Consider the following 22,857-nt stretch of genomic DNA (forward strand, 5'->3'; position numbering starts at 1 on the left):
CCCCGTCCGCAGTTCGAGGACGAGCCCCTTCAGGGCCGGAGCGGGATCCGGGGGCGCATGCCCCCGGGAACGGTCACCACACCCCACCCGCGCGCCCCGCCGGAGGCTCACGCGTCATACGTGTCGGCCTTCCGCGGCGACACGTCCTGAACCGCGCCGCTGAGCACCGACGAGCGCGAGCTGAACTTCTCGATGTCCACGTCGTGCTCCTTGAGCACCTTGAGCGCGGCCGTGTGCACCACCCGCAGCACCGGCGTGGCCGCGCGCAGCGCGTCGTCGGCCATGAAGCGGTGCCGCCAGGGCTGGTCGGCCCAGGCGTGCCGCAGACCGAAGGGCTCGGGCAGGCCGATCGAACCGCCCAGCCACTTCAGCAGCGGCGGATACCAGCTGATCGTGGCCCGCGCGGCCAGCCGGACCACCTCGTCGGCGGTGACCAGCGGAAGCTTGACCGTCCGGGTCTCCCAGAACCGGACGCTCTTGGCCACCTCCTTGACGGGGGCCTCCGACTTCGTGGTGAACAGACCGTTGACCGGGCCCAGGGCGTGCCCGGTGACTTCGATACGGAGCGTCTCGTGCAGGACCGTCACCGTGATCAGCATGGTGATGATCAGCTGGCCGTCCCAGAGCGGCCACTGCACGCCGAGGTAGTGCCGGTCGCCGCCACCGAACTGCTGGCTGTTGCAGATGTCCTCGATGGCCCTCGGCTTGACCTGGTACGCCTCCACGTCGGTGCCCTCCGGCCGGGCGACCGCCTTGGCGTTCTCACCGACCGGGGTGACGATCCAGTGGCGGACCGTGGGCGGCGGGAAGCCGCCGGTCTTCAGGCTCTGCCGGGGCAGCAGGTTCAACTGGTCGTGGATGGCCCGGACGACGGTCCAACTGCGGAACTCGTGGACGCCCTTCACCGGGTCGAGCGGCGTCAGCTCCTCGGCGAGCTGCCAGGCGCCCCAGCGCGTGCCCATGCCGAGTATGCCCTTGGGGCCGGCGTAGAAGACCGAGTTCGACTGCTGTTCGGCGCTGAGCCGGGCCAGGGACTGACGCAGCTGCTCGGCCGCCGTCTGGTTCGGGCTGGTCGGCACCGCCTCGGGGACCTTGGCGCCGACGCTGCTGCCGGACAGCAGGCTGTCCCAGCGCCCGCGCAGGTCCGTCGCGGTGCTCTCGCAGATCCGCTTGGCCAGGAACCAGCCGGCCACGGGCGCCACGACGCACCCGCGCGCGTACCAGCCCGCCACACCGCCGAACGGCATTTTGACCAGGAAGAGCACGGCGAGGGCGCCCACGGCGACGAGCAGGCCGGTGCCGACGCCGGAGACCCGCTTGCTGTCCAGCTTCCCCACGGTCGCCCGAAGCTGGAAGACCAGCAGCCACACCAGGAGTCCGGGCAGGAAGAGCACACCGCACAGCAGCATCACGCCGGTCAGCTTCTGGTCGCGCTCCCGGCGGATGCGGTTGGCCGCGAGGCAGTGCTCGACGACCGCCTGGGGTTCGCTGCCGAACGACTGGATGAGCGGCTTGCGGCCGACGCCCAGCATGCGGTCGATCACCGCCTGGGAGAACGCCTCGCCCAGGTTCGGCCGGAAGATCCTGGCCCAGCTGCGGCCGGGGTTGACCGCGGTCTGGTGCCACTCGTTGTCGGCCTTCTTGATGTCCTCGACCGGGTTGTCCCGGTAGGCCGCCGAGGCCAGGGCGAAGGTCGGCGTCTGTCCGCCGTCGCCCGTCTGCGGCACCTGTGGTCCGAAGATGTCCGCATAACCGCTGCCAACGGTCATTCCCGCCCCCGATCGCCGCCGCTCCCGCTTCTGCGGCTTTCCCGACTTCCGTACTTCGCACACCTGTTGATCAGGTCATCAGCGTATCCGCAGGCACCGGTGTCCGTCGGCGGACGGCCGAAGACGCCCGCCGAATCGGAGGGAAACGTTCCACTGTGCTGCCACAGCGGCCACTTGAGGGCCGCCGGGCATCAACCGTCAGCTGTCCTGAGCCTGTTGGCGGACCTTCTCGGCGACCTGGGCCGGCATCGGCTCGTGCCGGGCGTAGGCGCGGTCGAAGCGGGCCGTGCCGTGTGAGAGGGAACGCAGGTCGACCGCGTACCGGCCGATCTCGATCTCGGGCACCTCGGCCCTGACGAGGGTGCGGCCGCCGCTGGTCTGCTCGGTGCCCAGGACCCGCCCGCGCCGCCCCGACAGGTCGCTCATCACGGCGCCCACGTAGGAGTCGCCGACCAGTACGGTCACCTCGGCCACCGGTTCCAGCAGATGGATCCTGGCGTCGGCCGCCGCCTCCCGCAGGGCGAGCGCGCCGGCCGTCTGGAACGCGGCGTCGGAGGAGTCCACCGAGTGCGCCTTGCCGTCGAGCAGGGTGATCCGCACGTCGACCAGCGGGTGCCCGGCCGCCAGGCCCTTGACCGCCTGCGCCCGGACGCCCTTCTCGACGGACGGGATGAACTGGCGGGGCACCGCGCCGCCGACGACCTTGTCCACGAACTCGATGCCCGAGCCGCCCGGCAGCGGTTCCACCTCGATCTCGCAGACGGCGTACTGACCGTGTCCGCCGGACTGTTTGACGTGCCGCCCGCGTCCGGTGGACTTCGCCGCGAACGTCTCCCGGAGGGGAACCCGGTGCGGCACGACGTCGACCTGGACGCCGTAGCGGGTCCGCAGCCGCTCCAGGGCCACGTCCGAGTGGGCCTCGCCGAGACACCACAGGACCACCTGGTGAGTGTGCTGGTTCTGTTCCAGGCGCATCGTCGGGTCCTCGGCGACCAGCCGGCCCAGGCCCTGCGACAGCTTGTCCTCGTCGGCCTTGCTGTGGGCCTGGATGGCGAGCGGCAGCAGCGGGTCGGGCATCCGCCAGGGCTCCATGAGCAGCGGGTCGTCCTTGGCGGACAGGGTGTCGCCGGTCTCCGCGCGGCCGAGCTTGGCCACGCACGCGAGGTCGCCCGCGATGCAGTGCGTCAGGCTCCGTTGCTGTTTGCCGAACGGCGCGGACAGGGCGCCGACGCGCTCGTCGACGTCGTGGTCCTCGTGGCCGCGGTCGGCGAGACCGTGACCCGAGACATGGACGGTCTCGTCGGGGTGGAGCGTGCCGGAGAAGACCCGGACCAGTGAGACCCGGCCCACGTAGGGGTCGGAGGAGGTCTTCACGACCTCCGCGACCAGTGGCCCGTCCGGGTCGCACGAGGTCAGCTCGCGCGGCTCGCCGTCGACCGTCGTCACGCGCGGCGCCGCGCGCTCCAGCGGCGTCGGGAAGCCCCGGGTGACCAGTTCCAGCAGCTCGACCGTGCCGAGGCCCTGCCGTGCGCCCTCGCCCGCGGGCGCGGCCGCGAGGACGGGGAAGAACGTGCCGCGTGCGACGGCCCGCTCCAGGTCCTCGATCAGTGTCTTGACGTCGATCTGCTCGCCGCCGAGATAGCGGTCCATGAGGGTCTCGTCCTCGCTCTCGGCGATGATCCCCTCGATCAGCCGGTTGCGGGCGTCCTCGATGCCGGGCAGCTGGTCCTCACCCGGCTCGGACACCGTGCGCTCACCGGTGGAGTAGTCGAACAGTTTCCGGGACAGCAGCCCGGTCAGTCCCGTCACGGGCGCGTGTCCGTCGGGCCCCTCGGGTCCGCGCAGGGGCAGGTACAGCGGAAGGACCGCGTCCGGGTCGTCGCCGCCGAAGGCCTCCGCGCAGATCCGTGTCATCTCCTCGAAGTCCGCGCGGGCGGCCTCCAGATGGGTCACGACGATCGCGCGGGGCATGCCGACCGCAGCGCACTCGTCCCACAGCATGCGGGTCGAGCCGTCCACGCCGTCCGACGCCGAGACGACGAAGAGGGCCGCGTCCGCGGCCCGCAGACCGGCCCTGAGCTCTCCGACGAAATCGGCGTATCCGGGGGTGTCGAGAAGATTGACCTTGATGCCGTCCCATTCGACGGGCACCAGGGACAGCTGGACCGAGCGCTGCTGACGGTGCTCGATCTCGTCGTAGTCGGAGACGGTGCCGCCGTCCTCCACGCGGCCCGCCCGGTTCACCGCTCCCGCTGTCAGCGCGAGAGCCTCCACCAAGGTCGTCTTGCCCGATCCGCAGTGGCCGACCAGCACCACATTCCGTACGGACGCGGGGTGGTCGGCCGCTGTAGCCCTGCCGGCGGCTCCGGGGTGTGCGTTCGCCTTGTCGCCCATGTTCCTTGCCTCCCGTACACGGTGAGGTCACTGGGGGCGCGGGCACGACGGCCCCGCGTGCGATGGCGGCTCCGGCGACGCCCGCGGTCCTTCGAGCTTTCCACTCCCGTCACGGCTCGTCCATACGGCGGACGCGACCCGGCCGTGACCCGGATGCCGTCGGGCCGTGACACGGGGGTGCGGGTGCCCGACCGTCGCACACACGCGCGCGTGGCTACGATGGGCCAGCCGGCGGCCAGCAGGGGCCGCGCGGCGACACCGACCCTCGGGAAGGCCATGCTGAACAAGTACGCGCGTGCATTCTTCACGCGTGTCCTCACACCGTTCGCCGCGTTTCTCGTCCGCCGGGGGGTGAGCCCCGACACGGTCACGCTCCTCGGCACCGCCGGCGTGATCGCGGGCGCGCTGGTCTTCTACCCCAGGGGCGAGTTCTTCTGGGGCACGATCGTGATCACGCTGTTCGTCTTCTCCGACCTGGTCGACGGGAACATGGCCCGCCAGCTCGGCCGCTCCAGCCGCTGGGGCGCCTTCCTGGACTCCACCCTCGACCGGGTCGCCGACGGCGCGATCTTCGGCGGGTTCGCCCTCTGGTACGCGGGCAACGGTGACGACAACGTCCTGTGCGCCGTCTCGATCTTCTGCCTGACCAGCGGCCAGGTGGTGTCGTACACCAAGGCCCGGGGCGAGTCGATCGGCCTGCCCGTCGCCGTCAACGGGCTCGTGGAGCGCGCCGAGCGGCTGGTGATCTCCCTCGTCGCGGCCGGCCTGGCGGGTCTGCACAAGTTCGGCGTGCCGGGCATCCAGGTGCTGCTGCCGATCGCGCTGTGGATCGTCGCCGTCGGCAGCCTCGTCACGCTGATCCAGCGTGTCGTCACGGTCCGGCGGGAGTCGGCCGAGGCGGAGGCCGCCGCGGGCGAGGAAGCCCAGAGACCCGCCCAGGGACACGAGGTGCAGGGACACGAGGTGCAGGGACACGAGGCCCGGGGGAGCGAGGCCGCGAAGTGAGCGCCCAGGAGCGCCTGACCGACGCGCTGTACGGCCTCGGCTGGAGCACCGTCAAGAAGCTCCCCGAGCCCGTCGCGGTACGCCTTGGCCGCAGCGTGGCCGACCTCGCCTGGAAGCGGCGCGGGAAGGGCGTGCGGCGCCTGGAGAGCAACTACGCGCGCGTGCTGCCGGACGCGAGCCCCGAGCGCCTGGCCGAGCTCTCGCGCGTGGGGATGCGCTCCTACCTGCGCTACTGGATGGAGTCCTTCCGGCTGCCGGCCTGGAGCGCCGAACGGGTCGCGGGCGGCTTCGAACCCAAGGACCTGCACCACCTCACCGACGGCATCGACTCCGGCCGGGGCGTCGTCCTCGCCCTGCCGCACATGGCGAACTGGGACCTGGCCGGCGCCTGGGTCACCACGGCGCTGCGGACGCCCTTCACCACCGTCGCCGAACGCCTCAAGCCCGAGACGCTCTACGACCGGTTCGTCGCCTACCGGGAGGGCCTCGGCATGGAGGTGCTGCCGCACAGCGGCGGTACCGCCTTCGGGACCCTGGCCCGGCGGCTGCGCGACGGCGGGCTGGTCTGCCTGGTCGCCGAGCGCGACCTGTCCGCCTCCGGCGTGGAGGTGGACTTCTTCGGGGACACCGCCAGGATGCCCGCCGGGCCCGCCCTGCTCGCCCAGCAGACCGGCGCGCTGCTGCTCCCCGTCACCCTCTGGTACGACGACTCGCCCGTCATGCGGGGCCGCGTGCATCCCCCGGTCGAGGTACCCGCGACAGGTACCCGGGCCGAGAAGACGTCTGTCATGACACAGGAGCTGGCGGACGCCTTCGCCACCGGCATCGCCGACCACCCGGAGGACTGGCACATGTTGCAGCGCTTGTGGCTCGCGGACCTGGAACCCCGCCCGTCGGACGGGGACGCCGCGTGAGAATCGGCATCGTCTGCCCCTACTCCTGGGACGTTCCCGGCGGCGTCCAGTTCCACATCCGCGACCTCGCCGAGTACTTCATCCGGCTCGGCCACGAGGTGTCCGTGCTGGCCCCGGCCGACGACGACACCCCGCTGCCCCCCTACGTCGTCTCGGCCGGCCGCGCGGTCCCGGTTCCGTACAACGGCTCCGTGGCGCGCCTCAACTTCGGCTTCCTGTCGGCCGCGCGCGTGCGGCGCTGGCTGCACGACGGGGCGTTCGACGTCGTCCACATCCACGAGCCGACCTCGCCCTCGCTCGGCCTGCTGACCTGCTGGGCCGCCTCGGGCCCGATCGTGGCCACCTTCCACACGTCCAACCCGCGCTCGCGGGCCATGATCGCCGCGTACTCCATCCTCCAGGCCGCCCTGGAGAAGATCAGCGCGCGGATCGCGGTCAGCGAGTACGCCCGGCGGACGCTGGTGGAACACCTCGGCGGGGACGCGGTCGTCATCCCCAACGGCGTCGACGTCGACTTCTTCGCCAAGGCCGAGCCCCGTCCCGAGTGGCAGGGCGGCACCATCGGCTTCGTCGGACGCATCGACGAGCCCCGCAAGGGCCTGCCCGTGCTGATGCGGGCCCTGCCGAAGATCTTCGCCGAGCGCCCGGACGCCCGGCTGTTCGTCGCCGGCCGCGGCGACGAGAAGGAGGCGGTGGAGAACCTGCCGAAGGAGCTCCACGCGCGCGTGGAGTTCCTCGGCATGGTCAGCGACGAGGACAAGGCGCGGTTCCTGCGCAGTGTCGACCTGTACGTCGCGCCCAACACCGGCGGCGAGAGCTTCGGCATCATCCTCGTCGAGGCGATGTCGGCCGGGGCCCCGGTGCTCGCCTCCGACCTGGACGCCTTCGCCCAGGTCCTCGACCAGGGAGCGGCCGGTGAACTGTTCGCCAACGAGGACGCGGACGCCCTCGCCGAGGCGGCGGTGCGGCTCCTGGGCGACCCGGAACGCAGGGCCGAGCTGCGGGAGCGGGGCAGCGCGCACGTACGGCGCTTCGACTGGTCGACCGTCGGCGCGGACATCCTGTCGGTGTACGAGACGGTCACGGCGGGCGCGGCGGCGGTGGCGGCCGAGGACGACCGGGGATCGGTGGGTCTGCGGGCCAGGCTCGGGCTGGCACGGGACTGACCGGTCCGCCCCCGTAGGGGTCACGGGTAGCCTTGCCGCCCGTGACCGCAACCCTGATCTGGACCCTGGTCGTCCTCGTCGCGATCGGCCTCTACCTGAGCTGGACGGCGGGGCGGCTGGACCGGCTGCACGCCCGCATCGACGCCGCCCGCGCCGCACTGGACGCGCAACTGCTGCGCCGGGCTTCCGTGGCCCAGGAGCTGGCCACCTCCAAGGTGCTCGACCCGGCCGCCTCGATCGTCCTGTACGAGGCCGCGCACGCGGCGCGGCAGGCCGAGGAGGAGCAGCGGGAGGTCGCCGAGAGCGACCTCAGCCAGGCCCTGCGGGCCGTCTTCGCGGACGCCCGGCAACTGGACTTCGTGCGCGAGGCGCCCGGGGGAGACGCGGCGGCCCGTGAGCTCACCGAGGCCGTCCGCCGGGTCCCCATGGCCCGCCGCTTCCACAACGACGCCGTGGGCGCCGTCCGCAGACTGCGCCAGCACCGCAAGGTCCGCTGGTTCCGGCTGGCCGGCCACGCCCCGTTCCCGATGGCGTTCGAGATGGACGACGAACCGCCGGCCGCCCTGGCGGACCGCTCGGTCTGAGCCCGGGGGCGACGCGGTCGCCAGGGGCCGGTCCGCGTGATCGAACCAAAAGGATCCACGGGCTTGCCATTGGCCCTTGCTGTGGACTGGTCCACTCGCGTTTCCTCAGTGCTGCACAAATCCTCTTTTTCGACGAGTGAGGTCACCCGTGTCCAGCACGATCTCCGACAACCAGACCCCCGAGACCGGCACCGCGCGCGTGAAGCGCGGCATGGCCGAGCAGCTCAAGGGCGGCGTGATCATGGACGTCGTCACGCCGGAGCAGGCGAAGATCGCCGAGGACGCGGGCGCCGTCGCCGTCATGGCGCTGGAGCGGGTCCCGGCCGACATCCGCAAGGACGGCGGCGTGGCCCGGATGTCCGACCCGGACATGATCGAGGGCATCATCGAAGCCGTCTCGATCCCGGTCATGGCGAAGTCCCGTATCGGCCACTTCGTCGAGGCGCAGGTCCTCCAGTCGCTCGGCGTCGACTACATCGACGAGTCCGAGGTCCTCACCCCGGCCGACGAGGTCAACCACAGCGACAAGTTCGCGTTCACGACCCCGTTCGTCTGTGGCGCCACCAACCTGGGCGAGGCCCTGCGCCGCATCGCCGAGGGCGCCGCGATGATCCGCTCCAAGGGCGAGGCCGGCACCGGCAACGTCGTCGAGGCCGTCCGTCACCTGCGCCAGATCAAGAACGAGATCGCCCGTCTGCGCGGCTACGACAACAACGAGCTGTACGCCGCCGCCAAGGACCTGCGTGCCCCCTACGAGCTCGTCAAGGAGGTCGCCGAGCTCGGCAAGCTCCCCGTCGTGCTGTTCTCCGCCGGTGGTGTGGCCACCCCCGCCGACGCCGCGCTGATGCGCCAGCTCGGCGCCGAGGGCGTCTTCGTCGGCTCCGGCATCTTCAAGTCCGGCGACCCGGCCAAGCGCGCCGCCGCCATCGTGAAGGCCACCACCTTCTACGACGACCCGAAGATCATCGCGGACGCCTCCCGCAACCTGGGCGAGGCCATGGTCGGCATCAACTGCGACACCCTCCCCGAGGCCGAGCGCTACGCCAACCGCGGCTGGTAACGACCCCATGAGTCACGAAGTCCCTGTCATAGGCGTCCTGGCACTCCAGGGCGACGTGCGGGAGCACCTCGTCGCCCTGGCCGCGGCCGACGCCGTGGCCAGGCCGGTGCGGCGCCCCGAGGAACTCGCCGAGGTCGACGGTCTCGTCATCCCCGGCGGTGAGTCCACCACCATCTCCAAGCTGGCCGTCCTCTTCGGCGTGATGGAGCCCCTCCGCGCGCGCGTGCGGGACGCAATGCCCGTCTACGGGACCTGCGCGGGCATGATCATGCTCGCCGACAAGATCCTCGACCCGCGCTCGGGCCAGGAGACCGTCGGCGGCATCGACATGATCGTGCGCCGCAACGCCTTCGGACGTCAGAACGAGTCCTTCGAAGCCGCCCTCGAGGTGAACGGCATCGCGGGCGACCCCGTCGAGGGCGTCTTCATCCGCGCCCCCTGGGTCGAGTCCGTCGGCGCCGGGACAGAGGTGCTCGCCGAGCACGAGGGCCACATCGTCGCCGTCCGCCAGGGCAACGCGCTCGCCACGTCGTTCCACCCGGAACTGACCGGGGACCACCGGGTGCACGGCCTCTTCGTGGACATGGTGCGGGCGAACCGCAGAGCGGCGTCCTTGTAGGATCTGGGGGTCCCCCTCAGGCTCCGCGAGCCCGGGGAGTTCGTCCAGGTTGGGTTACGCGAAGGAGACAGGCAGATGTCCGGCCACTCTAAATGGGCTACGACGAAGCACAAGAAGGCCGTGATCGACGCCAAGCGCGGCAAGCTCTTCGCGAAGATGATCAAGAACATCGAGGTCGCGGCGCGTACCGGTGGCGCGGACGTGTCCGGCAACCCGACGCTGTTCGACGCCATCCAGAAGGCCAAGAAGAGCTCGGTCCCGAACAAGAACATCGACTCCGCGGTCAAGCGCGGCGCCGGCCTCGAGGCCGGCGGCGCCGACTACGAGACGATCATGTACGAGGGCTACGGTCCGAACGGCGTCGCGGTGCTCATCGAGTGCCTCACCGACAACCGCAACCGCGCCGCCTCCGACGTCCGCGTCGCCATGACCCGCAACGGCGGCTCCATGGCCGACCCGGGCTCGGTGTCGTACCTCTTCAACCGCAAGGGCGTCGTCATCGTCCCCAAGGGTGAGCTGGGCGAGGACGACGTGCTCGGCGCGGTCCTCGACGCGGGCGCCGAGGAGGTCAACGACCTCGGTGAGTCCTTCGAGGTCCTCTCCGAGGCCACCGACCTGGTCGCGGTGCGCACCGCGCTCCAGGAGGCCGGCATCGACTACGACTCCGCCGACGCCAACTTCGTCCCGACCATGCAGGTCGAGCTCGACGAGGAGGGCGCCCGCAAGATCTTCAAGCTGATCGACGCGCTCGAGGACAGCGACGACGTGCAGAACGTCTTCGCCAACTTCGACGTCAGCGACGAGGTCATGGAGAAGGTCGACGCGTAGCGCCGCCGCGCGCTGAGCGGATCGTCGGGCCGGTGGGACACGTCCTACCGGCCCGACGTCGTTGTCGGTGGCACCGGATAGCCTGGCGATTGTCGGAGATCACCGGCCACGGACCGCGGCGGCGGTTCAGCCGCGAGGAGGGGAAGGCGCGTGCGGGTATTGGGGGTGGACCCCGGGCTGACGCGATGCGGTGTCGGTGTCGTCGAGGGGGTCGCGGGCCGGCCGCTCACCATGCTCGGCGTGGGCGTCGTACGCACGCCCGCGGACGCCGACCTGGGCCGGCGCCTGGTCGGCATCGAACAGGGCATCGAGCGGTGGCTCGACGAGTACCGGCCCGAATACGTCGCCGTGGAACGGGTGTTCAGCCAGCACAACGTCCGCACGGTCATGGGCACCGCCCAGGCCAGCGCCGTCGCCATGCTGTGCGCCGCCCGCCGGGGCATCCCCGTCGCCCTGCACACCCCGAGCGAGGTCAAGGCCGCCGTCACCGGCAGCGGACGCGCGGACAAGGCCCAGGTCGGTGCGATGGTCACCCGGCTGCTGCGGCTCGACGCGCCCCCCAAGCCGGCCGACGCCGCCGACGCCCTCGCGCTCGCCATCTGTCACATCTGGCGCGGTCCCGCGCAGAACCGACTCCAGCGGGCCGTCGCCCAGCACGCGGCCACCGCACCGACCACATCGAAAGGCCGTACGGCATGATCGCCTTCGTCAGCGGCACGGTCGCCGCACTCGCTCCCGACGCGGCCGTGGTCGAGGTGGGCGGCGTGGGCATGGCCGTCCAGTGCTCGCCGAACACGCTGTCCACGCTCCGGCTCGGCCGGCCGGCCAAGCTCGCCACCTCCCTCGTCGTACGGGAGGACTCGCTGACCCTGTACGGCTTCGTGGACGACGACGAGCGTCAGATCTTCGAGCTGCTCCAGACGGCGAGCGGGGTGGGCCCCCGGCTCGCCCAGGCCATGCTGGCGGTGCACGCGCCGGACGCCCTGCGCCGCGCGGTCGCCACGGGTGACGAGAAGGCCCTCGTCGCGGTGCCGGGCATCGGCAAGAGGGGCGCCCAGAAGCTGCTCCTGGAGCTGAAGGACCGCCTGGGCGAGCCGCTCGGCGCGCCCGCGGTCGGCGCACCGGTCACCAGCGGCTGGCGCGACCAGCTGCACGCCGCCCTGATCGGCCTCGGCTACGCGACCCGCGAGGCCGACGAGGCGGTGGCCGCCGTCACCCCGCAGGCCGAGGCCGCCGACGGCGCGCCCCAGGTGGGCCACCTTCTGAAGGCTGCCCTTCAGACCTTGAACCGCGCCCGCTAGGAGACGTCAGTGAACTGGGACGACACGACCGAAGAGACCGCCCCCGAGCGGCTGGTCGGCTCTGTCGCCGACCGCGAGGACCAGGCCGTCGAAGCCGCCCTGCGCCCCAAGGACCTGGGCGAGTTCATCGGCCAGGAGAAGGTCCGCGAACAGCTCGACCTCGTCCTGCGCGCCGCACGCGCGCGGGGCGCCACAGCCGACCACGTGCTGCTCTCCGGCGCCCCGGGTCTCGGCAAGACCACCCTCTCGATGATCATCGCCGCCGAGATGGGCGCCCCGATCCGCATCACCAGCGGCCCGGCCATCCAGCACGCGGGCGACCTCGCGGCGATCCTCTCCTCCCTCCAGGAGGGCGAGGTCCTCTTCCTCGACGAGATCCACCGCATGTCGCGGCCCGCCGAGGAGATGCTCTACATGGCGATGGAGGACTTCCGCGTCGACGTCATCGTCGGCAAGGGCCCCGGCGCCACCGCCATCCCGCTCGAGCTGCCCCCGTTCACCCTGGTCGGGGCCACCACACGGGCGGGTCTGCTGCCGCCCCCGCTGCGCGACCGCTTCGGCTTCACGGCGCACATGGAGTTCTACGAGCCGGCCGAACTCCAGCGCGTCATCCACCGCTCGGCCGATCTCCTCGACGTGGAGATCGACACCGACGGCGCCGCCGAGATCGCCGGCCGCTCCCGGGGCACCCCCCGGATCGCCAACCGGTTGCTGCGCCGGGTACGCGACTACGCGCAGGTCAAGGCCGACGGGCGGATCACCCGCCGGATCGCGGAGGCCGCGCTGAAGGTCTACGAGGTCGACGGGCGCGGTCTCGACCGCCTCGACCGAGGAGTCCTGGAGGCCCTGCTGAAGCTGTTCGGCGGCGGCCCGGTCGGCCTCTCCACCCTCGCCGTGGCGGTCGGGGAGGAGCGCGAGACCGTCGAGGAGGTCGCCGAACCCTTCCTGGTGAGGGAGGGGCTGCTCGCGCGCACCCCGCGGGGGCGGGTGGCGACCCCGGCCGCGTGGGCGCACCTCGGCCTCACCCCGGCCCGGGGAAGTGGACAACAGGACCTGTTCGGGGCGTGACGCGCGAAGCCGCGGCTCAGGCATTGGCCGGGTCAGGAACCCAGGTGCCATGCTGGGCGTTGTTCCCTGCGCGCGGACTCGCTTAGACTCCGCCGATGCCGCCGTTGTCGGCAGCACACAACCCCCATCATCCATCAGGCCGCTCAACCATCGCGGTCGTCTGAAGGAAGTCCGTCCCGTGAGTCCTGTGACCCTCCTCCCGTTCATCGTGCTCATCGGGGCCATGTTCCTGATGACCCGGTCGGCCAAGAAGAAGCAGCAGCAGGCCGCCGCCATGCGCAGCGACATGCAGCCCGGCAGTGGTGTCCGCACCATCGGGGGCATGTACGCGACGGTGAAGGAGGTCAACGAGGACACGGTCCTCCTCGACGCCGGTCCGGGCGTCGACCTGCTTTTCGCGAAGAACTCCATCGGTGCCGTCCTGACCGACGACGAGTACAACCGCATCGTGCACGGCATCGAGCACGACCTGAAGTCCGACTCCGACGTCGTCCCCGACGACGCCTCCTCCCTCACCGGGTCCGCCGAGAGCGACGACTCCGTCGACGAAGCTGCCGCCTCCGACGACAAGGCCGTCGACCTCGGCAAGAAGGACGCGCACGACGAGGCGCCGGAGAAGGCCGCCGAGGCCGACGCAGAGCCGAAGAAGACCGACGGCGACTCCGACGCGCAGAAGTAGCACCGTCCCCGGCGTCCACGGGTCCCACCCGTCCGCGCCGGGGCGCGCTCATCTCGCCAGGGGATCCCGACACCATGTCATGGCCGCTGCCGCGCTGACCCGGCGTGAGGCGGCCCGAGAGGGAGTACGAGAAGGTGGCAGCACCTAAGAAGGGCCGGAGCGCGAGTGCCCAGAGCAAGCCAGGGCGCTCGCTGGCCCTGATCCTGATCGCCATCGTGGGGCTCACCGCAGGCATGTTCGCCTCCGGTCACACCACTCCGCGTCTCGGCATCGACCTTGCCGGCGGTACCAGCATCACGCTGAAGGCGAAGTCGGACCAGGGAACCGCGATCAACAAGGCCAACATGAACACCGCGGTCGAGATCATGAACCGCCGTGTCAACGGGCTGGGCGTCTCCGAGGCGGAGGTGCAGACCCAGGGCGACGACAACATCATCGTCAACATCCCCAAGGGCACCAACTCCGAGAAGGCCCGGCAGCAGGTCGGCACCACCGCCAAGCTGTACTTCCGTCCGGTCCTGGCCCAGGAGGCCACCGGCCCCGCCGGCGCCGCCTCGCCGAGCGCGTCCCCGAGCGCGAGCGGCTCCTCCAGCGCCTCTCCGAGCCCCACGACCAGCGCCTCCGGCACCGGTGAGAAGGCGACCTCCTCGTCCTCCCCGTCTGCCTCCGCGACCTCGCAGGGCCGCGCGGTCAGCGACGCGCTGAAGGCCGACTCCACCCCGTCGGCCTCCGCGAGCGCCAAGGCGGGCTCCTCCGCCAGCCCGTCGGCCTCCGCGAGCGGCGGTGCCGCCGTCTCCCAGGGCGACGCCGCCCTCCAGGCCAAGTACGCGGCCCTCGACTGCTCCAAGGAGTCGGTCCGCAACACGGCAGGCGACGGTGTCAAGCCGGGGGACGCGACCGTGGCCTGCGGTGAGATCGACAAGGTCTGGTACAAGTACCTGCTCGGCCCGGCCGCCGTCGACGGCACCGACGTCGACAAGGCCCAGGCCGTCTTCGACACGCAGGGCGCCGCGGGCTGGCAGGTCACCATGACCTTCACCAAGCAGGGCGGCAAGAAGTTCGCCGACATCACCGGCAAGCTCGCGCAGAACCAGCAGCCCCAGAACGAGTTCGGCATCGTGCTCGACGGCAACGTCGTCTCCAGCCCGTTCGTGCAGAACTCGATCACCGGCGGCCAGGCCCAGATCTCCGGCAGCTTCACGCAGACGGAGGCCCAGGGCCTCGCCAACATGCTGTCCTACGGTGCGCTCCCCCTCTCCTTCGAGGAACAGAGCGTGACCACGGTGACGGCGGCCCTCGGCGGCGACCAGCTGCACGCCGGTCTGCTGGCCGGAGCCATCGGCCTCCTGCTGGTCGTGATCTACCTGGTGGCCTACTACCGTGGCCTGGCGATGATCGCGCTCGCGTCGCTCCTGGTGTCCGCGGCCCTCACCTACGTGCTCATGGCGCTGCTCGGCCCGGCCATCGGCTTCGCGCTGAACCTGCCCGCAGTCTGTGGCGCGATCGTCGCCATCGGCATCACGGCCGACTCGTTCATCGTCTACTTCGAACGCGTCCGCGACGAGATCCGCGAGGGCCGCACCCTGCGCCCCGCCGTCGAGCGGGCCTGGCCGCGCGCCCGGCGCACCATCCTCGTCTCGGACTTCGTGTCGTTCCTGGCCGCCGCGGTGCTCTTCATCGTCACGGTCGGCAAGGTCCAGGGCTTCGCGTTCACGCTGGGCCTGACCACCGTCCTGGACGTGGTGGTGGTCTTCTTCTTCACCAAGCCGCTGATGACGCTCATCGCTCGGCGGAAGTTCTTCGCGAGCGGCCACAAGTGGTCCGGCCTCGACCCGAAGAGCCTGGGTGCGCAGCCGCCGCTGCGCCGCACCCGCCGTCCCGGTGGCCCCGCCGCCGGCCCCGTCGAGACGAAGGAGGCCTGAGCGATGTCGAAACTCGGTAACCTCGGCGCCCGGCTGCACCGTGGCGAGATCAGCTACGACTTCATCGGTCACCGCAAGCTCTGGTACGGCATCTCGATCCTGATCACCATCACGGCCATCCTGGGCCTGGCGGTGCGCGGCCTGAACATGGGCATCGACTTCCAGGGCGGCGCCGTCTTCACCACCGAGAAGACGAGCGTCTCCGTCTCCCAGGCCGAGGAGTACGCGAAGTCGGCGTCCGGCCATGACGCGGTCGTGCAGAAGCTGGGCAACGGCACGCTGCGCATCCAGATCGCCGGCATGGACATCAAGCAGTCCAACGAGATCAAGAAGGACCTGGCCGACGACTTCAAGGTCGACCCGGAGACGATCACCGGTGAACTGGTCGGCCCCAGCTGGGGTGACCAGATCGCCAGTAAGGCCTGGCAGGGCCTGGCGATCTTCATGGTCCTGGTCGTGATCTATCTGGCGATCGCCTTCGAGTGGCGGATGGCCATCGCCGCCCTCGTCGCCCTGATCCACGACATCACCATCACGGTCGGCATCTACGCCCTGGTGGGCTTCGAGGTCACGCCGGGCACGGTGATCGGTCTGCTGACGATCCTCGGTTACTCGCTGTACGACACGGTCGTCGTCTTCGACTCCCTCAAGGAGCAGACGAAGGACCTCACCAAGCAGACCCGCTTCACCTACAGCGAGATCGCCAACCGGTCGATCAACGGCACCCTGGTCCGCTCCATCAACACCACGGTCGTCGCGCTGCTGCCGGTGGCGGGCCTGCTGTTCATCGGCGGCGGCTTCCTCGGCGCGGGCACGCTCAACGACATCTCGCTGTCGCTGTTCGTCGGCCTCGCGGCCGGCGCCTACTCGTCGATCTTCATCGCCACGCCGCTCGTCGCCGACCTCAAGGAGCGCGAGCCGCAGATCAAGGCGCTGCGCAAGCGCGTCCTGGCCAAGCGGGCCCAGGCTTCGGCCGAGGAGGCGCCGGCTCACAACCGCGGCCCGGCCGGCTACGACGACGAGTCCGAGGGCGCCGAAGCAGCCGTCGTCGGGCCGCCGCGCGACCAGCCGTCGTCCCGGGGCCGCGGCCGCGGCCGTCCGTCGGGGAAGCGCCGATGACCGAGCTGACCGACATCACGGCGCTGCTCCTGAGCCGCATCCGTGACGTGGCCGACCACCCGGAGCCGGGGGTGATGTTCAAGGACATCACCCCGCTCCTCGCGGACCCGGTGGCGTTCACCGCGCTCACTGACGCGTTCGCCGAGGTCGCGGAGCGCACGGGCGCCACCAAGGTCGTCGGTCTGGAGGCCCGGGGCTTCATCCTGGGCGCCCCGGTAGCCGTCCGCGCCGGCCTGGGCTTCATCCCCGTGCGCAAGGCAGGCAAGCTTCCCGGAGCCACCCTCGGCCAGACCTACGACCTCGAGTACGGCTCGGCCGAGATCGAGATCCACGCCGAGGACCTGAACGCCGACGACCGGGTGCTGATCGTCGACGACGTCCTCGCCACCGGCGGCACCGCCGAGGCGTCGATCCGGCTCATCCACCGGGCCGGAGCCCAGGTCGCGGGCGTCGCCGTCCTGATGGAACTGGGCTTCCTGGCCGGTCGCCCCCGTCTGGAGGCGGCCCTCGGCGGAGCGCCCCTGGAGGCGCTGCTCCGGATCTGAGCACGGTCCGCAAGCCGCCGTACGCCACAGGGGCGGGCCCGGAGGAATCCGGCGCCCGCCCCTGGTGTTTCCCGGGGGACGGCCCTCACATCGGCCTGAAGGCGATCCCCGAGCCCAGGATCGCTACGATGGGTGCTCCGGAGCCTGACCGGGGACCCGGATCGCGCACGAGGAGTCCTCTTGCCAGACGAGGCCCAGCACCTGACCGCCGCCAAGCCCGAGTCCGCCTCGGGCTCCGCGGCCACGCCCGCGTCGCAGGCGAAGGACGACGGCCGCGCGGCGGTCGAGCACGACCGCTCCGCGCCCGTCGACAAGCCGGCCGAGCAGCCCCGGCCCAAGCCGGCCCAGCCCGAGAACGGCTCGGCCGCGCCCGCCGACCGCCCGGCCGCCGCGCCGTCGGCCCGCTCCGGCTCCTCCAACCGCGTCCGTGCCCGCCTCGCCCGGCTCGGCGTCCAGCGCCAGAACCCGTACAACCCGGTCCTGGAACCGCTGCTGCGGATAGTGCGCAGCAACGACCCCAAGATCGAGACGGCGACGCTGCGTCAGATCGAGAAGTCCTACCAGGTCGCCGAGCGCTGGCACCGCGGTCAGAAGCGCAAGAGCGGCGACCCGTACATCACGCACCCGCTTGCGGTGACCACGATCCTCGCCGAGCTGGGCATGGACCCGGCGACGCTCATGGCGGGCCTGCTGCACGACACCGTCGAGGACACCGAGTACGGCCTGGAGGACCTGCGCCGTGACTTCGGCGACCAGGTCGCCCTGCTGGTCGACGGCGTCACCAAGCTGGACAAGGTCAAGTTCGGCGAGGCCGCGCAGGCCGAGACCGTGCGCAAGATGGTCGTCGCCATGGCCAAGGACCCGCGGGTCCTGGTCATCAAGCTCGCCGACCGTCTGCACAACATGCGCACCATGCGCTACCTCAAGCGCGAGAAGCAGGAGAAGAAGGCGCGCGAGACCCTCGAGATCTACGCGCCCCTCGCCCACCGGCTCGGCATGAACACCATCAAGTGGGAGCTGGAGGACCTCGCCTTCGCGATCCTCTACCCCAAGATGTACGACGAGATCGTACGGCTGGTGGCCGAGCGGGCACCGAAGCGTGACGAGTACCTGGCCATAGTGACCGACGAGGTCCAGGCCGACCTGCGCGCCGCCCGCATCAAGGCGACCGTCACCGGCCGCCCGAAGCACTACTACAGCGTCTACCAGAAGATGATCGTCCGCGGCCGCGACTTCGCGGAGATCTACGACCTGGTGGGCATCCGCGTCCTGGTGGACACCGTCCGGGACTGCTACGCGGCCCTGGGCACCGTGCACGCGCGATGGAACCCGGTCCCCGGCCGGTTCAAGGACTACATCGCGATGCCGAAGTTCAACATGTACCAGTCGTTGCACACGACGGTCATCGGCCCCAACGGCAAGCCCGTCGAACTCCAGATCCGCACCTTCGACATGCACCGCCGTGCCGAGTACGGCATCGCCGCGCACTGGAAGTACAAGCAGGAGGCCGTGGCCGGCGCCTCCAAGGTGCGCTCGGACCAGCCGCGGACCACCGGCAAGGACGACCACCTCAACGACATGGCGTGGCTGCGGCAGCTCCTCGACTGGCAGAAGGAGACCGAGGACCCGGGCGAGTTCCTGGAGTCGCTGCGCTTCGACCTGTCGCGCAACGAGGTCTTCGTCTTCACACCCAAGGGCGACGTGATAGCGCTGCCGGCCGGTGCCACCCCCGTGGACTTCTCGTACGCGGTGCACACCGAGGTGGGCCACCGCACCATAGGAGCCCGGGTCAACGGACGCCTCGTCCCGCTGGAATCGACCCTGGACAACGGCGATCTGGTGGAGGTCTTCACCTCCAAGGCGGCCGGCGCCGGGCCCTCCCGCGACTGGCTGAACTTCGTCAAGTCGCCGCGCGCCCGCAACAAGATCCGGGCCTGGTTCTCCAAGGAGCGCCGCGACGAGGCCATCGAGCAGGGCAAGGACGCCATCGCGCGTGCGATGCGCAAGCAGAACCTGCCGATCCAGCGCATCCTCACCGGCGACTCGCTCGTCACGCTCGCCCACGAGATGCGCTACCCGGACATCTCCTCGCTGTACGCGGCGATCGGCGAGGGCCATGTGGCCGCGCAGAACGTCGTGCAGAAGCTGGTGCAGGCGCTCGGCGGCGAGGAGGCGGCCACCGAGGAGATGGACGAAGCGGTTCCGCCGTCCCGCACCCGGGGCCGCAAGCGCCGCAGCAACCAGGACCCCGGTGTCGTGGTCAAGGGCGTCGACGACGTGTGGGTCAAGCTGGCCCGGTGCTGTACGCCCGTACCCGGCGACCCGATCATAGGGTTCGTGACGCGGGGCAGCGGCGTATCGGTTCACCGCAGCGACTGCGTCAACGTGGAGTCGCTGTCCAGGGAGCCGGAGCGCATCCTCGAGGTCGAGTGGGCGCCCACCCAGTCCTCGGTCTTCCTGGTCGCCATCCAGGTCGAGGCACTGGACCGCTCCCGCCTTCTCTCCGACGTCACACGGGTGCTGTCCGACCAGCACGTCAACATCCTGTCCGCGGCCGTCCAGACCTCCCGCGACCGGGTCGCCACCTCGCGCTTCACCTTCGAGATGGGCGACCCCAAGCACCTGGGGCACGTACTGAAGGCCGTACGCGGGGTGGAGGGCGTCTACGACGTGTACCGGGTGACATCGACGCGCAGGCCGTAGCCGAGCACCGCAGAGGCCCCCGTACGCGATGTACGGGGGCCTCTGGTGTGCAACGGGGTCGGCCGGGATCAGCCGCCGAACTCCTGAAGGCCCTTCAGGGCCTGGTCGAGCAGCGCCTGACGGCCCTCCAGCTCCCGCTCCAGCTTGTCGGCCTTCGCGGAGTTGCCCTGGGCGCGGGCCTGGTCGATCTGCGACCGCAGCTTGTCCACGGCGGCCTGGAGCTGGCCGGTCAGACCCGCGGCACGCGCGCGTGCCTCGGGGTTCGTCCGGCGCCACTCGGTCTCCTCGGACTCCTGCATCGCCCGCTCCACGGCGTGCATCCGGCCCTCGACCTTCGGCCGGGCGTCCCGCGGAACGTGGCCGATGGCCTCCCAGCGCTCGTTGATCGAGCGGAACGCGGCACGCGCCGCCTTCAGGTCGCCGATCGGCAGGAGCTTCTCGGCCTCCTCGGCCAGCTCCTCCTTGAGCTTCAGGTTCTCCGTCTGCTCCGCGTCCCGCTCGGCGAACACCGAGCTGCGGGCGGCGAAGAAGACGTCCTGGGCGCCGCGGAAGCGGTTCCACAGGTCGTCCTCGTGCTCGCGCTGGGCGCGGCCCGCGGCCTTCCACTCCGCCATCAGCTCGCGGTAGCGGGCCGCCGTCGGACCCCAGTCCGACGAGGCGGACAGCGCCTCGGCCTCGGAGACCAGCCGCTCCTTGGTACGGCGGGCCTCCTCGCGCTGGGCGTCCAGCTGCGCGAAGTGCGCCTTGCGGCGCTTGGAGAACGCCGAGCGCGCGTGCGAGAACCGGTGCCACAGCTCGTCGTCCGACTTGCGGTCGAGGCGCGGCAGACCCTTCCAGGTGTCCACCAGCGAGCGCAGCCGTTCACCGGCGGCCCGCCACTGGTCGGACTGAGCCAGCTGCTCCGCCTCGGTGACCAGGTCCTCCTTGGCCTTGCGGGCCTCGTCGGACTGCTTGGCCCGCTGCTGCTTGCGCTCCTCGCGCCGCGACTCGACGGTCGCCACCAGCTTGTCCAGCCGGTTCCGCAGGGCCTGGAGATCACCGACCGCGTGATGCGCGTCGACCTGTTCGCGGATGTGGTCGATGGCGACCTGGGCGTCCTTGGTCGACAGATCGGTGGTCTTCACCCGCTTCTCGAGGAGGCCGATCTCGACAACCAGGCCCTCGTACTTGCGCTCGAAATAGGCCAGCGCCTCCTCGGGGGAGCCTGCCTGCCAGGAACCGACCACCTGCTCGCCGTCGGCCGTACGCACGTACACGGTCCCCGTCTCGTCGACGCGGCCCCACGGGTCGCTGCTCACAGCGCCTCCTCCACATGATGCCTCCGAGGGGCTTCAGCGCCCCTGGGCATCGTCCACAGTTTCGTCACGGCCAACATAGGCGACCGGCGGGCCGGCTGTCCGCATCCAGCGCGACCGAAATTGCGCAGTTGACCGGCCTTTGGTCGCCGGAACGCCGTCAGGACTTCGAGACCGTCGCCTTGTTGATCACGACCGTCGCGTTCGGGGCGCCGTCACCGGCTCCCGTGTTCTCACCCGCGGCGGCGATCTTCTTCAGGACCTTCATGCCGTCGGCCGACACCGTTCCGAAGGGCGTGTAGCTGGGCGGCAGCTGGCTGTCCTGGTAGACGAGGAAGAACTGGCTTCCGCCGGTGTGCGCCTGACCGGTGTTGGCCATCGCGATCGTGCCCGCCGGGTAGGTGTTCTTCTTGAGGCTCGCGTCCTTCAGGTTCTCGTCCGGGATCGTGTAGCCGGGGCCGCCACTGCCGCTGCCCGTCGGGTCGCCGCACTGGAGCACGTAGATGCCGTTGGTGGTGAGGCGGTGGCACTTGGTGTGGTCGAAGTAGCCCTTGCCGGCGAGGAAGTCGAACGAGTTCACCGTGTGGGGCGCGGCCTTCGCCTTCAGCGCTATGCCGATGTCGCCGCAGGTCGTCGCGAGCGTCATCGTGTACTTCGCCGACGTGTCGATCGTGACCGCCGGCTCCTTCTTCCAGGTCTGCGTCTTGACCGAGCCCGTGGCCGGCTTCTCGCACGGGTCCTTGGCGGCGCTGGGCGTCGGGGACGGCGTCGTCTCCGAGCTCGCGTTGGCCTTGTCGTCGTTCTTCAGGACGCCCGTCGTGTACAGCGCCACACTTCCGATGATGATCACGCCGAGCACCGACGCGATCACCGAGTTGCGCACGCGCGCCTTGCGCCGCGCGGAGGTGCGCCGCTGCTGCTGGCGCAAGAACTTCTCCCGGGCGAGCTGACGCTTCCGCTGTTCCTGGGTGACCACCGGGTTCTCTCCTCGTGCGTCTCGTACGTCGACTGGGACGCGTGCGTCTTGTGAGCCGACCGCCTGCGTGTGCCCCGTACCGTATATGGGTTCGCTGAGGAATCGGCAGCGCCGGTAGGCTCTGACCACTGGCGCAGCCGCCCAGAAGCCCACGCGTATCGACACAAACGAAGGACGATCGTGCTCATTGCCGGGTTCCCCGCCGGGGCCTGGGGGACGAACTGTTATCTCGTCGCCCCCGCCGCCGGTGAGGAGTGCGTGATCATCGACCCGGGCCACCAGGCGGCCCCCGGAGTCGAGGAAGCGATCAGGAAGCATCGGCTCAAGCCCGTCGCCGTCGTCCTCACCCACGGCCACCTCGACCACGTGGCCTCGGTCGTCCCGGTGTGCGGAGCGCACGGCGTACCGGCATGGATCCACCCCGCGGACCGCTACATGATGAGCGACCCGGAGAAGGCGCTCGGCCGGTCCATCGGGATGCAGCTGATGGGCGAGCTGACGGTGGGGGAGCCGGACGACGTCCGTGAGCTGACCGACGGCGCCGCTCTCGACCTGGCGGGTCTGGAGTTCTCCGTCGCGCACGCGCCGGGCCATACCAAGGGGTCGGTGACCTTCCGGATGCCCCAGAAGTCCGACGTCCCGTCGGTCTTCTTCTCCGGGGATCTGCTGTTCGCCGGCTCCATCGGACGCACCGACCTGCCCGGCGGCGACATGGCCGAGATGCTCGAATCGCTGGCCCGCGTGTGCCTGCCCCTCGAGGACTCGACCGTGGTGCTGTCCGGCCACGGCCCCCAGACGACCATCGGCCAGGAGCGCGCCACCAACCCGTATCTGCGGCAGGTGGCGGCCGACGGCCAGGGAGCGGGTTCGCACACCCCTCCCCGACGAGGAATGTGACGAGAGACCTTCC

General features: G+C 70.7%; 20 protein-coding genes. 16 read left to right on the forward strand and 4 right to left on the reverse strand.

Annotated features, from left to right (window positions below; all coding sequences use genetic code 11):
* Positions 1-107 precede the first annotated feature (107 nt).
* Both OHS71_RS33245 and OHS71_RS33250 read right to left on the reverse strand, forming a co-directional pair.
* Positions 108-1,769: a hypothetical protein gene (locus tag OHS71_RS33245; protein WP_328483016.1), complete on the reverse strand. Its 1,662-nt coding sequence runs from the start codon at positions 1,767-1,769 to the stop codon at positions 108-110.
* Positions 1,770-1,967: 198 nt separating this feature from the next.
* On the reverse strand, positions 1,968-4,163 hold the full coding sequence (locus OHS71_RS33250) for an elongation factor G-like protein EF-G2 (RefSeq protein ID WP_328483017.1): 2,196 nt from the start codon (positions 4,161-4,163) through the stop codon (positions 1,968-1,970).
* A 219-nt stretch (positions 4,164-4,382) separates the two neighbouring features.
* Between OHS71_RS33250 and pgsA the strand changes: the two genes are divergently transcribed.
* From pgsA to OHS71_RS33325, 15 genes are all read left to right on the forward strand, one after another.
* Entirely contained in the window at positions 4,383-5,168 is a 786-nt protein-coding gene (gene pgsA, locus OHS71_RS33255; RefSeq protein ID WP_328484722.1) for a phosphatidylinositol phosphate synthase, read from the forward strand.
* Positions 5,165-6,082, forward strand: coding sequence for a phosphatidylinositol mannoside acyltransferase (locus OHS71_RS33260; RefSeq protein WP_328483018.1), 918 nt, complete (start codon positions 5,165-5,167; stop codon positions 6,080-6,082). The genes pgsA and OHS71_RS33260 overlap by 4 nt, the downstream gene beginning before the upstream one ends.
* Positions 6,079-7,248 carry a glycosyltransferase family 4 protein gene (locus OHS71_RS33265; RefSeq protein ID WP_328483019.1) on the forward strand — a complete coding sequence of 390 codons (1,170 nt, stop codon included), beginning with the start codon at positions 6,079-6,081 and terminating at the stop codon, positions 7,246-7,248. The genes OHS71_RS33260 and OHS71_RS33265 overlap by 4 nt, the downstream gene beginning before the upstream one ends.
* Before the next feature lie 32 nt (positions 7,249-7,280).
* Entirely contained in the window at positions 7,281-7,832 is a 552-nt protein-coding gene (locus tag OHS71_RS33270; protein ID WP_328483020.1) for a hypothetical protein, read from the forward strand.
* A 148-nt stretch (positions 7,833-7,980) separates the two neighbouring features.
* Positions 7,981-8,892 (forward strand): pyridoxal 5'-phosphate synthase lyase subunit PdxS, encoded by a 912-nt coding sequence (gene pdxS / locus OHS71_RS33275; protein ID WP_328483021.1) that lies wholly within the window; start codon positions 7,981-7,983, stop codon positions 8,890-8,892.
* A gap of 7 nt (positions 8,893-8,899) precedes the next feature.
* Entirely contained in the window at positions 8,900-9,511 is a 612-nt protein-coding gene (gene pdxT, locus OHS71_RS33280; protein ID WP_328483022.1) for a pyridoxal 5'-phosphate synthase glutaminase subunit PdxT, read from the forward strand.
* Between the two features lie 75 nt (positions 9,512-9,586).
* Positions 9,587-10,339: a YebC/PmpR family DNA-binding transcriptional regulator gene (locus tag OHS71_RS33285; protein ID WP_328483023.1), complete on the forward strand. Its 753-nt coding sequence runs from the start codon at positions 9,587-9,589 to the stop codon at positions 10,337-10,339.
* 150 nt (positions 10,340-10,489) lie between these two features.
* Positions 10,490-11,038 (forward strand): crossover junction endodeoxyribonuclease RuvC, encoded by a 549-nt coding sequence (gene ruvC / locus OHS71_RS33290; protein WP_328483024.1) that lies wholly within the window; start codon positions 10,490-10,492, stop codon positions 11,036-11,038.
* Entirely contained in the window at positions 11,035-11,640 is a 606-nt protein-coding gene (gene ruvA, locus OHS71_RS33295; protein WP_328483025.1) for a Holliday junction branch migration protein RuvA, read from the forward strand. The genes ruvC and ruvA overlap by 4 nt, the downstream gene beginning before the upstream one ends.
* A 9-nt stretch (positions 11,641-11,649) precedes the next feature.
* Entirely contained in the window at positions 11,650-12,708 is a 1,059-nt protein-coding gene (gene ruvB, locus OHS71_RS33300; RefSeq protein ID WP_328483026.1) for a Holliday junction branch migration DNA helicase RuvB, read from the forward strand.
* Between the two features lie 178 nt (positions 12,709-12,886).
* On the forward strand, positions 12,887-13,387 hold the full coding sequence (gene yajC / locus OHS71_RS33305) for a preprotein translocase subunit YajC (RefSeq protein ID WP_328483027.1): 501 nt from the start codon (positions 12,887-12,889) through the stop codon (positions 13,385-13,387).
* Positions 13,388-13,521: 134 nt separating this feature from the next.
* Complete coding sequence (gene secD / locus OHS71_RS33310; protein ID WP_328483028.1) at positions 13,522-15,309, forward strand: protein translocase subunit SecD; 1,788 nt, start codon at positions 13,522-13,524, stop codon at positions 15,307-15,309.
* Between the two features lie 3 nt (positions 15,310-15,312).
* Positions 15,313-16,428, forward strand: a complete 1,116-nt coding sequence (gene secF / locus OHS71_RS33315; protein WP_328483029.1) for a protein translocase subunit SecF — start codon at positions 15,313-15,315, stop codon at positions 16,426-16,428.
* Positions 16,425-16,973 carry an adenine phosphoribosyltransferase gene (locus OHS71_RS33320; protein WP_328483030.1) on the forward strand — a complete coding sequence of 183 codons (549 nt, stop codon included), beginning with the start codon at positions 16,425-16,427 and terminating at the stop codon, positions 16,971-16,973. The genes secF and OHS71_RS33320 overlap by 4 nt, the downstream gene beginning before the upstream one ends.
* 180 nt (positions 16,974-17,153) lie before the next feature.
* The gene (locus tag OHS71_RS33325; RefSeq protein ID WP_328483031.1) at positions 17,154-19,676 is read left to right on the forward strand and encodes a RelA/SpoT family protein; all 2,523 of its coding nucleotides are present in this window, start codon (positions 17,154-17,156) and stop codon (positions 19,674-19,676) included.
* Positions 19,677-19,744: 68 nt separating this feature from the next.
* Here OHS71_RS33325 and OHS71_RS33330 read toward each other — a convergent pair whose 3' ends face one another.
* Positions 19,745-20,974: a DUF349 domain-containing protein gene (locus tag OHS71_RS33330; protein WP_328483032.1), complete on the reverse strand. Its 1,230-nt coding sequence runs from the start codon at positions 20,972-20,974 to the stop codon at positions 19,745-19,747.
* A gap of 157 nt (positions 20,975-21,131) precedes the next feature.
* The gene (locus OHS71_RS33335; protein ID WP_328483033.1) at positions 21,132-21,947 is read right to left on the reverse strand and encodes a peptidylprolyl isomerase; all 816 of its coding nucleotides are present in this window, start codon (positions 21,945-21,947) and stop codon (positions 21,132-21,134) included.
* Positions 21,948-22,127: 180 nt separating this feature from the next.
* Here OHS71_RS33335 and OHS71_RS33340 point away from each other — a divergent pair, with 180 nt between their 5' ends.
* Entirely contained in the window at positions 22,128-22,844 is a 717-nt protein-coding gene (locus OHS71_RS33340) for an MBL fold metallo-hydrolase (RefSeq protein ID WP_328483034.1), read from the forward strand.
* The last annotated feature ends 13 nt before the right edge of the window (positions 22,845-22,857 follow it).

It is taken from the genome of Streptomyces sp. NBC_00377 (genome assembly GCF_036075115.1).
Classification (GTDB): Bacteria; Actinomycetota; Actinomycetes; order Streptomycetales; family Streptomycetaceae; genus Streptomyces.